The 13,138-nt window shown below is 51.8% G+C and carries 16 protein-coding genes; 6 read left to right on the top strand and 10 right to left on the bottom strand.

Annotated features, from left to right (window positions below; all coding sequences use genetic code 11):
• The first annotated feature begins 96 nt into the window (after positions 1 to 96).
• Positions 97 to 2,238 carry a YjbH domain-containing protein gene (locus Q1A43_RS14520; RefSeq protein ID WP_299921830.1) on the top strand — a complete coding sequence of 714 codons (2,142 nt, stop codon included), beginning with the start codon at positions 97 to 99 and terminating at the stop codon, positions 2,236 to 2,238.
• Positions 2,239 to 2,240: 2 nt separating this feature from the next.
• The gene (locus Q1A43_RS14525; RefSeq protein WP_299921831.1) at positions 2,241 to 2,906 is read left to right on the top strand and encodes a YjbF family lipoprotein; all 666 of its coding nucleotides are present in this window, start codon (positions 2,241 to 2,243) and stop codon (positions 2,904 to 2,906) included.
• Between the two features lie 6 nt (positions 2,907 to 2,912).
• On the opposite strand, the gene Q1A43_RS14530 is transcribed toward Q1A43_RS14525, so the two are convergent.
• Together Q1A43_RS14530 and Q1A43_RS14535 are read right to left on the bottom strand one after the other, a co-directional pair.
• The gene (locus Q1A43_RS14530; RefSeq protein WP_299936324.1) at positions 2,913 to 3,524 is read right to left on the bottom strand and encodes a sugar transferase; all 612 of its coding nucleotides are present in this window, start codon (positions 3,522 to 3,524) and stop codon (positions 2,913 to 2,915) included.
• Entirely contained in the window at positions 3,521 to 4,381 is an 861-nt protein-coding gene (locus tag Q1A43_RS14535) for an NAD(P)-dependent oxidoreductase (protein WP_299936327.1), read from the bottom strand. The genes Q1A43_RS14530 and Q1A43_RS14535 overlap by 4 nt, the downstream gene beginning before the upstream one ends.
• Positions 4,382 to 4,520: 139 nt before the next feature.
• Here Q1A43_RS14535 and Q1A43_RS14540 point away from each other — a divergent pair, with 139 nt between their 5' ends.
• Positions 4,521 to 5,600, top strand: a complete 1,080-nt coding sequence (locus tag Q1A43_RS14540) for a polysaccharide biosynthesis/export family protein (RefSeq protein ID WP_299921833.1) — start codon at positions 4,521 to 4,523, stop codon at positions 5,598 to 5,600.
• Positions 5,601 to 5,654: 54 nt separating this feature from the next.
• Here the strand turns inward: Q1A43_RS14540 and Q1A43_RS14545 are convergent, their stop codons facing one another.
• Positions 5,655 to 6,092 (bottom strand): c-type cytochrome, encoded by a 438-nt coding sequence (locus Q1A43_RS14545; protein WP_299921834.1) that lies wholly within the window; start codon positions 6,090 to 6,092, stop codon positions 5,655 to 5,657.
• Between the two features lie 192 nt (positions 6,093 to 6,284).
• Between Q1A43_RS14545 and idi the strand changes: the two genes are divergently transcribed.
• Positions 6,285 to 6,809: an isopentenyl-diphosphate delta-isomerase gene (idi, locus tag Q1A43_RS14550; RefSeq protein WP_299922052.1), complete on the top strand. Its 525-nt coding sequence runs from the start codon at positions 6,285 to 6,287 to the stop codon at positions 6,807 to 6,809.
• Here the strand turns inward: idi and Q1A43_RS14555 are convergent.
• Genes Q1A43_RS14555 through Q1A43_RS14565 form a run of 3 tightly spaced genes read right to left on the bottom strand, consistent with a single transcriptional unit; the run spans position 6,793 to position 9,070 of the window.
• Positions 6,793 to 7,380 (bottom strand): Smr/MutS family protein, encoded by a 588-nt coding sequence (locus Q1A43_RS14555; protein ID WP_299936329.1) that lies wholly within the window; start codon positions 7,378 to 7,380, stop codon positions 6,793 to 6,795. The genes idi and Q1A43_RS14555 overlap by 17 nt on opposite strands.
• Complete coding sequence (locus Q1A43_RS14560) at positions 7,377 to 8,417, bottom strand: MltA domain-containing protein (RefSeq protein WP_299936332.1); 1,041 nt, start codon at positions 8,415 to 8,417, stop codon at positions 7,377 to 7,379. Before Q1A43_RS14560 ends, Q1A43_RS14555 begins: the two co-directional genes overlap by 4 nt.
• The gene (locus tag Q1A43_RS14565; RefSeq protein WP_299936335.1) at positions 8,414 to 9,070 is read right to left on the bottom strand and encodes a Tim44/TimA family putative adaptor protein; all 657 of its coding nucleotides are present in this window, start codon (positions 9,068 to 9,070) and stop codon (positions 8,414 to 8,416) included. The genes Q1A43_RS14560 and Q1A43_RS14565 overlap by 4 nt, the downstream gene beginning before the upstream one ends.
• Positions 9,071 to 9,173: 103 nt before the next feature.
• Between Q1A43_RS14565 and Q1A43_RS14570 the strand changes: the two genes are divergently transcribed.
• Positions 9,174 to 9,686 (top strand): FxsA family protein, encoded by a 513-nt coding sequence (locus Q1A43_RS14570; protein WP_299936338.1) that lies wholly within the window; start codon positions 9,174 to 9,176, stop codon positions 9,684 to 9,686.
• Positions 9,687 to 9,741: 55 nt separating this feature from the next.
• Positions 9,742 to 10,233: a protein-export chaperone SecB gene (gene secB, locus Q1A43_RS14575; protein ID WP_299921839.1), complete on the top strand. Its 492-nt coding sequence runs from the start codon at positions 9,742 to 9,744 to the stop codon at positions 10,231 to 10,233.
• Between the two features lie 12 nt (positions 10,234 to 10,245).
• On the opposite strand, the gene dnaQ is transcribed toward secB, so the two are convergent.
• Genes dnaQ through Q1A43_RS14595 form a run of 4 tightly spaced genes read right to left on the bottom strand, consistent with a single transcriptional unit; the run spans position 10,246 to position 12,986 of the window.
• Positions 10,246 to 10,974, bottom strand: coding sequence for a DNA polymerase III subunit epsilon (gene dnaQ / locus Q1A43_RS14580; RefSeq protein ID WP_299936341.1), 729 nt, complete (start codon positions 10,972 to 10,974; stop codon positions 10,246 to 10,248).
• Positions 10,967 to 11,560, bottom strand: a complete 594-nt coding sequence (gene coaE, locus Q1A43_RS14585; RefSeq protein ID WP_299936343.1) for a dephospho-CoA kinase — start codon at positions 11,558 to 11,560, stop codon at positions 10,967 to 10,969. The genes dnaQ and coaE overlap by 8 nt, the downstream gene beginning before the upstream one ends.
• Positions 11,557 to 12,390, bottom strand: coding sequence for a shikimate dehydrogenase (locus Q1A43_RS14590; protein WP_299936345.1), 834 nt, complete (start codon positions 12,388 to 12,390; stop codon positions 11,557 to 11,559). Before Q1A43_RS14590 ends, coaE begins: the two co-directional genes overlap by 4 nt.
• Complete coding sequence (locus Q1A43_RS14595) at positions 12,387 to 12,986, bottom strand: Maf family protein (RefSeq protein ID WP_299936348.1); 600 nt, start codon at positions 12,984 to 12,986, stop codon at positions 12,387 to 12,389. Before Q1A43_RS14595 ends, Q1A43_RS14590 begins: the two co-directional genes overlap by 4 nt.
• Positions 12,987 to 13,138: the final 152 nt, after the last annotated feature.

Below are 13,138 nucleotides of genomic sequence, written 5' to 3' on the forward strand. Positions count from 1 at the left end.
CACACAGACCAAGAGGTTGCATCTATGCACAATGGACAGATTCCTTTAATGCACGTAGCAAATGCAGTGAAAAAAGTTATTTGGAAGGGTGCAGTTATGCCGGTCTTTCGGTCCCAGCGAACAACGCGCAGCATTTTTGTAGCCTCGTTTTCCGTTTTGGCTGTAGCGCCTTCGCTCGCTGAAGAACCGCGACAGGGGCCCACCTACAACCTTTATGGATCACCAGGCTTGATCGACATGCCCACGGCGGATCACTTTGACGAAGGTAATCTTTCGGCAACTATCAGCCAACTTGGCAAAACGACCAAAACAACGATCGGGTTCCAGCTGGCCCCGCGCATTTCTGCGAGCTTTCGGTACTCGGCCTTAAGCGAGTTTACGAAAGGCTGGGATGGAACATATTTCGACCGCAGCTTTGATCTGCGTTTCCTCTTGATGAAGGAAACCGCCAACCGCCCTGCCCTGACTTTGGGTTTCCAGGACATCATGGGAACCGGCCTTTATAGTGGTGAATACCTTGTCGCCACTAAATCTCTGGTACCGGGACTCAAGGTGACTGGTGGCATCGGATGGGGCCGTTTTGGTAGCTACAACTCCTTTGCGTCCACGGGTGATCGGTCTGAAACCACGCTAGAACAAGGCGGCATTCCAACCTACGATAGATGGTTCCGAGGCGACATTGCCGCCTTTGCAGGTGCCTCCTATGCACCAAATGACCGTTGGAATTTTAAGTTCGAATACTCATCGGACAACTACGACCAAGAACAGAATTCTGGGCAATTTGAGAAGACCAGCCCTTGGAATTTCGGGGTTGATTACCGGTTTAGAAATGGCAACCAGCTGTCGCTCTATCACGCCTATGGAAACCAGATTGGGGCCCAGATTTCACTTGCTGTGAACCCAAAGACTCAAGGTGTACCAGGTGGCATAGAAACGGCCGGCTTGCCGATAAAACCTAGAGCGCCACAAGATATTCATGATCTCGGCTGGACAGGGGATGCCGCGGCGATCAACAAGGCGAAATCATCTTTGACCTCGCTAGCCGCCAAAGACGGATTGGTTGTTGAGGCTGTTAAACTGGACGGCAATCGGGCGACTGTTCGGGTCTCCAATCCACGTTTCGGGGTACCATCCCAAGCCATTGGTCGCTTGGCTCGCTCCATGACCAGAAGCTTGCCAGCTTCAGTCGAAGAGTTTGTCATCGTGCCCATCGCCGCGGGAATTCCGATGTCGGCTGTGGTTATGCGGCGTTCGGATCTCGAACGTCTGGAGCACGAATCCGCTGATGCGATGCTTGCACGGACAAGCATCATCGACGGCTACAAGCTAGCACCGCCGCCGGAAGATGGGGTTTATCCAAAGCTGACTTGGGGAATTTCGCCCTATGTTGACCTGTCTGTTTTTGATCCAAACGAACCTGTGCGTCTGGACGTCGGTATTCGGGCCAAGGCGGATTACGAAATTCGTCCTAACTTTGTGCTCTCTGGCTCAATAACCAAAAAGTTTGCTGGTAACTTGGAAGACGACCCGCGCCAGGACGAATCCAAATTGCCGCGTGTTCGGACCGACAACGCACTATATTCGGCCGAAGGTGACCCCGCGATTGAATATTTACAGCTTGCGATGTTTAACCGACCCGCCAAAGATTTTTATTCGCGCGTATCGGTTGGCTACTTGGAACGCATGTACGGCGGCGTGTCAGCTGAACTTTTGTGGAAACCGGTAGATAGTCGTTTGGCAATTGGGGCCGAGATTAACTACATCCAACGCCGTGATTATGACCAGCTTTTGGGATTTCAGGACATGACCACCGTCGACCCTGTGTCCGGTGCTGAATACGAAATTCCACATGTGAATGGCCACGTCTCGGCCTATTATGATTTCGGCAATGGTTTCCACGGCCAGCTAGATGTCGGACGCTACCTAGCCGGGGACTACGGCGGCACGGTCACCGTTGACCGTGAGTTTGCGAATGGGTGGAAAGTTGGTGCCTATGCGACATTCACAGATGTGACTGCCGATGAATTTGGCGAAGGATCGTTTGACAAGGGTCTTCGATTCTACATTCCTTTGGCACCCTTTATTGGCAAGCCATCACGCAAAGTGAATCCAACAGTCATTCAATCTTTGTCGCGCGATGGGGGTGCCCGCCTAAGGGTCCGCGATCGTCTATATGAGAATGTCCGCGGCTATCATGAACCTGTCGTCAGGGACTCGTGGGGAAGGTTCTGGAGATAATGATGCAGACGTTTTTGAAAGCAGCCATCGCGCTTGTTGTCTCACTTGGTCTGGTGGCCTGTAGCAGTGATCGCAAAGATCCACTTTTGTCTGTCAAAGCATTGCCCGCAATGCTGTCCAACAAAAAGCCCCCGCCTCCTGTGGTGACAGGAGAGCAAATAACTCAAGTCCTCTCAGCGACCGATAAACCAGCGTCAGTTTTTGCGATCGAGGCATCCTCGGCCCAGTTTATTATGGTCGAAATTCAACGGAACGGTGCCTATCAAACCTTTGGATCATCGTCTCGTCAGGCTATTGTGCTGCGAAATGGAACAATTGTATCTACGCGCGGGTTTGGCGGTGATTTGATGTCTTCAGAAGAAGGTGCATTGTTGTCTTTGGTTCGCTCAAAGTCTGTCGGAACGGCAACATATGTGATGCGTCACCTTACTTCCGACAACCAAACCACAAGTTCTACATTTACCTGCAAACTTGATACGGGCCCGTCTGTTCCTGTCGTTTTAGGTGAAGTGAACAGAAAAGGCCGCGCGATGACGGCAACATGTTCCGGTACTACCGGGTCCTTCACAAACACCTATGTTGTTGATTCCTACGGAAATATTATCAGCGCACGACAATGGATCGGTGATGTGCTCGGCTATTTCAATGTGCAACCGCTACGGCTCTGAGCAAAGCTAGTGCAGTGAAATCTTGCGCAATACTGTAGCTGTCATAAGCTTGAGATCGTAACATAAATTGCGATTTTCGGCGTAGATGAGATCTAGCTTGGCCTTGCGTGGAACACATCGCCGACAATAGGTGTCTTCGGTTTCGGCCGCTGTTTCGCAAGGCAGCAAAAGCTCTTCTTCCGTTTTGTGGTACGCGAGGGTCGCAAGTCCCGTAACACCCGGCCGAGACTTCAAAACACGCCCGTATAGGTCCGGAAACTTTTCAACATAGTGGCGCAAAGGTGGACGGGGTCCGACAAAGCTTATGTCCCCTTTGAGGATGTTCCAAAGTTGCGGCAGCTCATCAAGCCTATATTTACGCAAGAAATTTCCCGTTCTGGTGATGCGCGTTGTTTTATCACCCCCCGATACCCCAAAATCATGTTTATCAGGACGCATTGTTCTGAATTTCCAAAGATAGAAACCCTGATCCGGGGTTTTCATCCGCTCAGACACATAAAAAATGGGTTTCCCGTCCAACACAAGGACGGCCAATAGCACCAGAAAAATCACTGGTGCCAAGGGGATTAGAAACAGCAAAACAAAGAATACGTCAGCAAGGCGTTTGCCAATAGTCATGGCCATACCTCGCCCTTTTTAGCGCAGTCTATCAAGTGCTGCGCCTCCGCGGCGGCTTCATCTATCTTCAAAATGGATTGCAACCTTCTCGTATCAAGAGCCACGGTAGCTATTGCCCCATCCGGAGCCGATGTCCACTCGACGCGACATCCAGCAGCCTTAACCAAATCCGCCATTTCCGTAGCTTTGGGCGCTGCAACGTTTACAGGACCCAAGACGGATTGATCATTTATCAGAGCTTCGATCACTTTTGCCAAGTCAACGGACCCTATGTAACTTCGACGGGGTCCAAGACCATCTGCAAACCTGTCAAGTGTAACGGTGTTACCCGGCTTCATATTATTGAAAAGCGCATCGGCGCCGGCAACATTGGCCAACCGCAGGATAACATTTGAAAACGTAACTTCGTTCTCTGACATCCAACTTGTGATCTGCTGCTCCATATCCAACTTTGACTGACCGTAGGCATTGGGTGCGTTGTCCGAAATTGTCTCGGTTAGCGGTTTAGTCGACGGAAGATAAACCGCAGAACTAGAAAAGTGCAGAACCCTTTCAACTTCTAAGGCTTTTGCAAGTTCCAACGTCACATTTGCAAGGTCCGCATTCTCAGAAAACGCATGCCCAGACCGCGGTGTTGCGCCCCAAAGAGCAACTATGGCATGCGCCTTAGGTAGGTGGTCGGACGGGTCCCTAGGTTGCCATACAACCCCTTGTTGATCGTTGCGGTTATTTCTATAGACGTAAATAAATTCAATATCTTCTGGTGATTTTTCACGCCAAATAGAGCGCAACATACGACCAACTTTTCCGCTGGCTCCAAGTACTAAGACAACGCGTTTATGCGGTTCTGGCGCCACGGTTTGCTCTCATTCCACTTCCCAACAATCAACATTCTGTCTATCAACTAGTTAAGCGGCTACAAAGCTATTAAATGGCCGAAAAGGTCAGGGGGAAAAAGTGCGTTTTACTGCGAAACTCATTGCAATTTTTTTCACAATGCTGGCCGTCTCTGCATGCAGTTTGCCGCGTGGCGCAGCAATCCAAACTGAAGTCCTAGACGAACAGGAAAATGAAAACCCCAGTTTTCAGGTTGTAGAAGTTTCGCGATCTAACATTCCCGATATCCTGACGTGGCCCGCCTCCGGATGGCACGGACACTATCATTGGCCCAACACGTCAACTGGTAGCAACTCATCAACGATCCGTACTGGGGATCGATTGAACGTAACAATCTGGGACAGTCAGGAAAACTCGCTGATCACCAACCCCGGCCAGCGGTTCACAGAAATCAAAGGCGTCGAAGTTGACTCAAATGGGTCGATATTCTTGCCTTATGTGAACAAAGTCGGCGTGCGTGGTCTCACATCTGACCGCGCCCGTTCAAAAATTCAGCAGCGCCTTGAGCCGATTGTTCCATCTGCGCAAGTGCAAGTCAGCCTCGAACAAGGACGCGATCATTCGGTTGACGTAGTCGGCGGTGTCGAGAACCCTGGCAGCTATCCGATGCCGTCGCGAAACTACAAGGTTTTGAATGTGCTTGCCGATGCTGGCGGCATTCCACCTGAGTTGCGCAATCCAAAAGTACGGCTGTTGCGTGGGTCCGAGACATACGAAATTTCTTCTGAAAAACTGTTTGCCGACGGGTCAAAAAACGCATTGATGCAACCGCGTGACACACTGATTGTCGAGGAAGACGATAGTAGTTTTGTTGCTTTCGGCGCGTCAGGCAAAGAAGACCTGATCTACTTCCCAAAAGACAATCTAAGTGCGCTTGAGGCTCTTTCTTTGATGGGTGGTCTTCGCGATGCCCGCGCTGATCCTCAAGGGGTGCTTGTTCTGCGTGAATATAGTGCCGCCGATATCCACTCCGGCAAAGCTGGGCCTGACCTGCAACAGGTTGTCTTTACCTTTGACATGACAAACGCAGACGGACTATTCGCAGCGCGCAAATTTCCATTGAACCCGAACGACACTGTTTTGGCAACAGAGTCACCGGTCGCGAATCTTAGAACCATTCTTGAACTGGTCGGTTCGGTCGTTGGCGTTTCAGCTCAAACCGCAAACCTAGGCCCATAAAAAAGGAGCGCACCGACGTGGCACGCTCCTTTTCAATTTAGTTTTGCAAACGGCTTATTCGGCCGCTGGGCCAACTGAGGCCAGGTATGCGTAAACGTCTTCCGCACCTTTCTTCAGGCGGAAGGTCATTTTGGATTTCGCTTTATCATCGCCAAGATGCGCCCGAAGGAATTTTTTGGGGTCGACAACATATGCCACGAAGGATTCTTCGTCCCATACCAAGCCACCTTCACCAGCTGCGACAATGTCGTCGCCGTATTTGAAGCCTTCGTAGGTGCCGGCTGTGCGGCCAACTACACCGTAAAGGTTCGGGCCAGTTTTGCCGCCTTTGACGATGTTTTCACCGTCGGCATCCTGAATCATGTGGCAGGATTTGCATTTCTTGAAAGCTTTTTCACCAGCAGCTGCATCACCGCTTGGTGCATGCGAGTCGGCAAAAGCTCCGGTAGCGATAGTTGCGACGGCCAGAGCCGATGCGATCGTCATTTTCATGTTGGGTCTCCATCATAATCGCGCAGTCCTAGGGCGAACCTATCAAACCGCTGGGGGTTACAACAATAGCGCGAAAGGCTAATACCCTGCGACCATCCGCCCATTGGCGGCATACTGCCATGCTTTCTGGCCCTTGACCCCGGGGAATTTGCCAGCCACTTAGCCAAAATGACTGACATGCAGAACACTGAATTGGAAACACTGATTCCCGCTTGGGTCGATGGGGTGCTGACTCCGACCGGCAAACTAGCGGCCCATCAGTTGGGGTATCGGCACAAAGCGGTGTCGGTTTTTGTGATGTCAGGCACCAGAACGCTGATCCAACAACGCGCATTGAGCAAGTACCACACGCCGGGTCTTTGGGCGAACACCTGTTGTACGCATCCGCATTGGGACGAAGATCCATTGGTTTGCGCCAATAGGCGACTTGAACAAGAGTTGGGGATTTACGGATTAACGCCGCAGCATCGCGACCAGATCGAATATCGGGCTGATGTCGGAAACGATTTAATCGAACACGAAGTTGTTGATCTTTACACAGCCCAAGCTGATCAATCTCTTTGCGTCACACCGAATCCCGATGAAGTCATGGCTTTCGAATGGATCGAGCTTGAGCAGCTGAAAGTTAAGGTCGCAGAGCAGCCTGAGATGTTCACACCTTGGTTGAAAATCTATTTAGCCGAACATTCAGACCGGATTTTCACCGCATCCGTTTGAGATAAACGTAGTAGGCCCCTGCCCCGCCATGACGCTGGTGGGCTTCGGCAACTTGCAAAATGGCTTGTGATACCGGAGCCATGCGCATCCATTGCGGCACTTGAGTTTTCAAAACACCACGACGCCGAGGCATCGGATCATAAGGGTCTTCGCGACTACCCTTGCCCGTAATCACCAATACCAAACGCAACCCACGTGCTTGGGACGTTAAGATGAACCGGATAAGCTCTGGATGCGCTTGATCAAGCGTCATCCCATGTAAATCGATCCGCGCTTCGGGAGCAAGTTTTCCGCGTTTCATGCGGGTATACGCCTTGTTATCCATCTGTAAAGGAACGGCTTTGACGCGTTGAGATGTGGTTTGGGGAAACACATGTGTTTCCGTCTGACGCACAGCTTTGTCACCCATGGCAAAGGGCGACAAAGACTGTTTTTGCTTCGGTTTAGGTCGCGCGATCTTTTTCGGAAGCTCAGGCTCAACCGGCTTTGGGCGATTGTGAAGCGGATCGGCGCTTGTTGCCACCTGTTGCCAAAGCTCTAGTTCGTCCGGGCGCAGGCGCCTTTTGGTCATTGAACGGCTTCCGGTAAAAGGGCGTAGGCACGTTGAATGGGCATCAAAACGACCAGGCGACCCGGATCTTTGATCCGACCGGCGATTTGGCCTGCCTCATCACCCGTCCCGATAAACACGTCTGCCCGCTGCGCGCCCTTGATCGCAGATCCGGTATCCTGGGCGATCATCAAGCGATTAAGTGGGTTTCGCCCTCCCTTCTCAATCCAAACTGGCGCGCCCAAAGGTGTAAAGGCCGGATCAACTGCAATCGAACGCATCGTAGTAATCGACCGGTTCATCGCACCAAGTGGCCCTCGGTCCGCCGGCACTTCGCTGACTTCGCGGAAAAACACGTAGGATTGGTTGTGGAATAGCAGTTCCTGCCCCTCAACGGGATTGCGACGCACCCAATTCTTGATCACTTGCGCAGATACCTGATGGGCGGAATAGGTACCGCGTCGCACCAATTCCTGACCAATTGAGCGGTACGGATGACCATTGGCACCACCGTATCCGACGCGAATAAAGCTACCGTCCGAATATTTCACCCGGCCAGATCCTTGAACTTGCAGGAAAAACAGCTCGACCGGATCGTCGACCCAAGTGATTTCCAAACCGCGATTGTCCATCACACCTGACGTCAGAATATCGCGTCGCGTAAGCCAAGGCCGCTGTTTTCGGGCCTCAGCTGGCATTTTGTAAATCGGATATTTGTAACGCTCACTTTTGTAGGGAGCACCATCCAGTTCAGGCTCAAAATACCCGGTGAACAACCCGTCGGACTTATCCGTGATCAACACAGGCCTAAAAAACAGTTCAAAAAACTGCTGTGCATCCCCGGCCTCGGCCGCAACATTGCACAATGAAACCCAGTCGGGATCGTTCAAATCCCCACAGGTGTTACGAAACACCTTTAGCGCGGCGGCATGATCGTCCTCGGCCCAGCCATTGAGGTCTTCGAACCCCAAAATGGCATAAGACGTCTCATTCTCAGCATCAGCTGCCTGTGTCATGGCAATGACCGCCGTACAAACCGCAAGGAAAAATTGCTTCATTCGTCCGTGGCGACAAGTTGCCAATTCGGGTCCGAGTTGCCCATATCATGGGAATAGGTCCAGACGTCTTTTTGCTTTTTGACGGCTGTGGCCGACCCTTCAAGCACCTGACCTTCGGCATCTTTAACGACCGACGTGAGATCACCAACGTAGCGCACGGTGACTTCGGCAATTTTTGTTGCCTCATCGAAGGTTGCATCAGAAATCGACAGTTCACGCACCCCGATAAACTCGGCCTCAATGGTGAGACCTTGCTCTTTGCGGCTTTCCACAACTTCCACAAAGGTTTCATAGACATCATCTGCCAAGAACGGCTTGAGATCTTCGACCTCACCTCGCTCAAACCCCATCAGGATCATCTCATAAGCGCCACGCGCCCCTGAGAGAAATTCGGAAACAGAGAAAGATGGATCAACACGCTTCATAGCGGCGAGCGCTTTGGCGGCGCTGCTGTCTTCGGGCACGTGGTCGATGATGTCACGGTCTGGTCCGCCATCAATCACTTCAAAATCACGGCGCGCGTCACGGGCTTCAGCTTGAGGAACCGGAGGCTTTTCAAAACCTTCTCGGGTCCCCAAAACACTGCGCAAACGCAGGAACAAAAAAATTGCAATTCCGGCAAGAACCAGAAGTTCGATGATAGGAGAGTTCATTTGCACCTCATTTCGGGGCGGCATGGAATATTCTTGGTTGAATACCTATGTAGGTTAGGCACGCGGGTGAGTCCACCTGAGCTGAAAAAAGGAATGCATCACAATGTGGCTGTTTATCGCCTTTCTTGCTGTCCCTCTGATCGAAATCGGCCTGTTCATTCAGGTTGGCGGTGCGATTGGCCTATGGCCAACGCTGGCAATCGTGGTGCTAACGGCCATTTTGGGCACGTTTTTGGTTCGAACGCAGGGCATCAATGCAATAAACAACCTTCAAAACAGTTTTTCGCGCCTCGAAGACCCAAGTGAGCCCTTGGCACACGGGGCCATGATCCTGATTTCAGGCGCGTTATTGCTCACCCCTGGCTTTTTTACCGATGCAGTAGGATTTGCGCTCTTGATGCCGCCTGTTCGTTCGGCAGTTTTTGCTTGGGCGAAGAAGCGCGTCAAGGTTAGCCAGTTTGAGATGGGTGGCGAGTTCCACACTTATCAATCCGGACCGGCTCAGCGCCCCAACCCCGGCATCAAACCAAGTGAAGACGTGGTTGAAGGAGAGTTTTCAGAGGTTCCAGATGGGAAAGAGCCCAATCACCCCGGCTCCGGTTGGACTAGGCATTGAGGCTTTGATCGCAGACTGATATGCCTTGGACCGATTTTATATTGGAGACCGGTCCATGGCAGAAACCAACGGCGCAGCTGAAACACCCCAAGCGCCTAAAATGAATGTGCTGGCGCAGTTCATTCGCGATCTTTCATTCGAAAACATTCTCGCTCAAAAAGGCGTTTCTGGCGAAGTTCAGCCAGAAGTTCAGGTTCAAGTGAACCTCGACGCCAAAAAGCGCACTGCTGAAAATCAGTACGAAGTGATCATGAAGCTGAAAGTGGACAGCAAGTCCGCCGCAGCAAAAGAGCAGCTTTTCTTGCTCGAGCTTGATTACGCTGGCGTCTTCAACATCGAAGGCATTCCAGAAGACCAGATGCATCCGTTCTTGTTGATCGAATGCCCACGGATGCTTTTCCCATTTGTGCGTCGTATCGTTTCGGACGTAACACGCGACGGTGGCTTCCCACCTCTGAACCTCGAAACAATTGATTTCGTTGCACTTTACCGCACCGAGCTTCAGCGTCGTCAGGCAGAGGCCGAAGGCCAGACAGCCAACGCATAACGAGACTTGCGCCTAGGACTTAAGCCAAAGCGCATCTTCTCCTAACTTCTCGACAAAGGCGGCGTGAGCCGCCTTTTCTTTGTCTGAAAGACGAGAGGGTAGGGCGGTCGGGCGCGGCGTAGGTCGCCAATTCGTATCATCCCCTTGGGAATTCTTTCTTTTTTCGACCGGGGCCAGCCCAAAGTCAGGCTGCTTGCCACCAATCAGCTCAAGGTAAACTTCCGCTAGAATTTCACTATCAAGCAGGGCACCGTGAAGAGTTCGATTGGAGTTGTCGATATTGAAGCGACGGCAGAGAGCATCCAACGACGCGGGCGACCCCGGAAACCGTTTTCTAGCCACCATCAGGGTGTCGAACGCTTGATCAAACGGAATTTCAGGCAAGTTCATCCATTTGAGTTCCGCGTTCAAAAACTTCATGTCAAAAGCAGCGTTGTGAATGATCAATTTGGAATCCTGAATAAAATCAAGAAAGCTTTGACCAACTTTCTTAAATACAGGTTTGTCTTTTAACGTCACTTCACCTGGGTTTGCCGCTCGCGGTGAGTCAAGCAAATCAGGCCCAATTCCGTGCACCCCAAAAGCTTCGTCCGGCATGCCCCGTTCGGGATTGATATAGACGTGATAAGTCTCGCCGGTGGCGACGTGATTCATCAGCTCTACAGCGCCAATTTCGACGATGCGATCGCCCGAAAACGGGTCAAACCCGGTGGTTTCCGTATCCAGAACGATTTCACGCATCGGAAATTTGCCTTTCTATCCCTGCCACAATCGCCTCAACCTGTGTGCGGGCATGCTCAAGCGTATCGGTTTCGATTACATAGGTCGAGCGCGCACATTTTTCACTATTTGGCATTTGCCGGGACAGGATTTGATCAAGCGTCTCTGCACTCATCGTACCCCGCGCCATAACCCGATCTCGTTGAAGTTCAGCCGAAATAGAGACACATGCAACCGCATCCATCGCCTTGTCGCCATTGGTTTCAAACAGCAATGGAATGTCAAAAACGCCGATCTTGTCTGGGTTATTTGAAATGAACGCTTCGCGATCTTGTTGCACCAAAGGATGAACAATCGTCTCCAGTTCCACCAAAACTGCAGGATTATCTGAGATAAGAACGCGGAGCCGGTCACGGGACACAGACCCGCCCTTGATCGCTTGTGGAAACTTGGCCGCAATCGGCGCGACTGCGGCTCCTTTTTCGCCATAGAGCCTATGGACTGCGGCATCTGCGTCCCAAACAGCGCAGCCAAGCTCGGCAAAGATGTTTGCCGTCGTGCTTTTGCCCATTCCGATAGACCCCGTCAGGCCTAATTTGAATTTCATCGCAAAACCGCAGCGCGCGTTGTTTCGTCAATTTCAGGTCGGGTTCCAAACCAACGTTCAAACCCGGGAACCGCTTGATGAAGCAGCATTCCCAAGCCGTCAACGACCTGACATCCAGCTTCCTCTGCCTCTTTTAACAACCGTGTTTGGAGCGGTGTATAGACAAGGTCAGTCACCAACATGCCCGGGCTTAACGCATCAAGAGGAACGCGCAGTTCTTTTTTACCGGTCATCCCTAGCGAAGTCGTGTTGACCACGGTTGCAGCACCTTCGATCAAGTTGCCGGCCTTGACCCAATCAAAAACCTGAACGCGATTTCCGAACGCTTCCTTAAGCGTATCCGCCCTGGCCTTAGTTCGGTTAGACAGCCGTATTTCGGGAACGCCAACATCCAGCAAGGACGCAATCACAGCGCGTGCCGCGCCGCCCGCCCCTAAAACCACCGCAGGGCCTGACTCTGGCTGCCAAGCAGGGGCGTTTTGGCGAAGGTTTTCAACAAAGCCATATCCGTCAGTGTTATCCGCGTGGATTCGACCATCCTTACGGAAAATCAATGTGTTCGCGGCACCAATGAGAGTTGCCCGGTCAGACACAAGATCGGCGATCTCCATAACCCGTTCCTTGTGGGGAATGGTTACATTTACACCCACAAACCCCATATCAGGGAGCATTCTAAGCGTTGCTTCCAACTTGTCCGCGGCGATATCCATAGGGATGTAGTGACCGGGAAGGCCATATTTTCGCATCCAATGGGCAAAAAGCCGAGGAGACCGGGAATGCGCAATAGGTGAGCCAATGACACCGGCCAAGGGAATACGGTCTAGGGTCATGCGGGGATGGCTCCTTGGTTTGAGAGTTGATTGAGTAATTCCAAAAGCGGCAAACCGAGCACTGTAAAGTGGTTGCCATCCACACGGGCAAACAAACGAACACCTTCTGCTTCGAGCTTGTACCCCCCCACCGAAAACCCGACATCAGGCCAGTTCCGGTCGAGGTAGTCCTCAAGGTAGGCATCGGAGAAGTCACGCATCAAAAGGCGGGCCGTAGCGACATGGCGCCAAACCGGTTCCGCATCGCTATAAAGAACAGCTGCCGAAAGCAGTTGATGTGGTTTTCCGCGCAAGGCTTTTAGCTGATCCCGAGCGTCATCTCTGCTGTCAGGCTTGGAAAAAATCTGTCCTTCGAAAGACAGAACCTGATCACACCCCAAAACCCGTTTATCGGGATTTTTCAACGCAATCTTTCGGGCCTTAGCCTCCGCCAGTGTGTCTGCAATGTCCCGAGGTGATGCTTGTTCGGCCTGAAGGGCTAATTTTATCATCTCCTCATCAACCCGAGGCGATTCGATTTCGATTCGAAGTCCGGCCGCGCGGAGAAGATCCGCTCGAATTTGAGAGCCAGAAGCGAGGATGAGGTGCGGATTCATGTGGATAATTCTGCGGGCAACTCTGTGTGGGCTTTCACGTATGTTTCTGGGGAAAAAACCAACGGGTTGCAAGCTTGGGGGTAAATGAACTGGTTGTCCGACTTTCTAGACAAGTTGTTTGGGCTGGGGAGGGGAAAACTCAACACCTGTGA

The sequence above is a fragment of the uncultured Pelagimonas sp. genome, from assembly GCF_947498515.1.
Lineage (GTDB): Bacteria > Pseudomonadota > Alphaproteobacteria > Rhodobacterales > Rhodobacteraceae > Pelagimonas.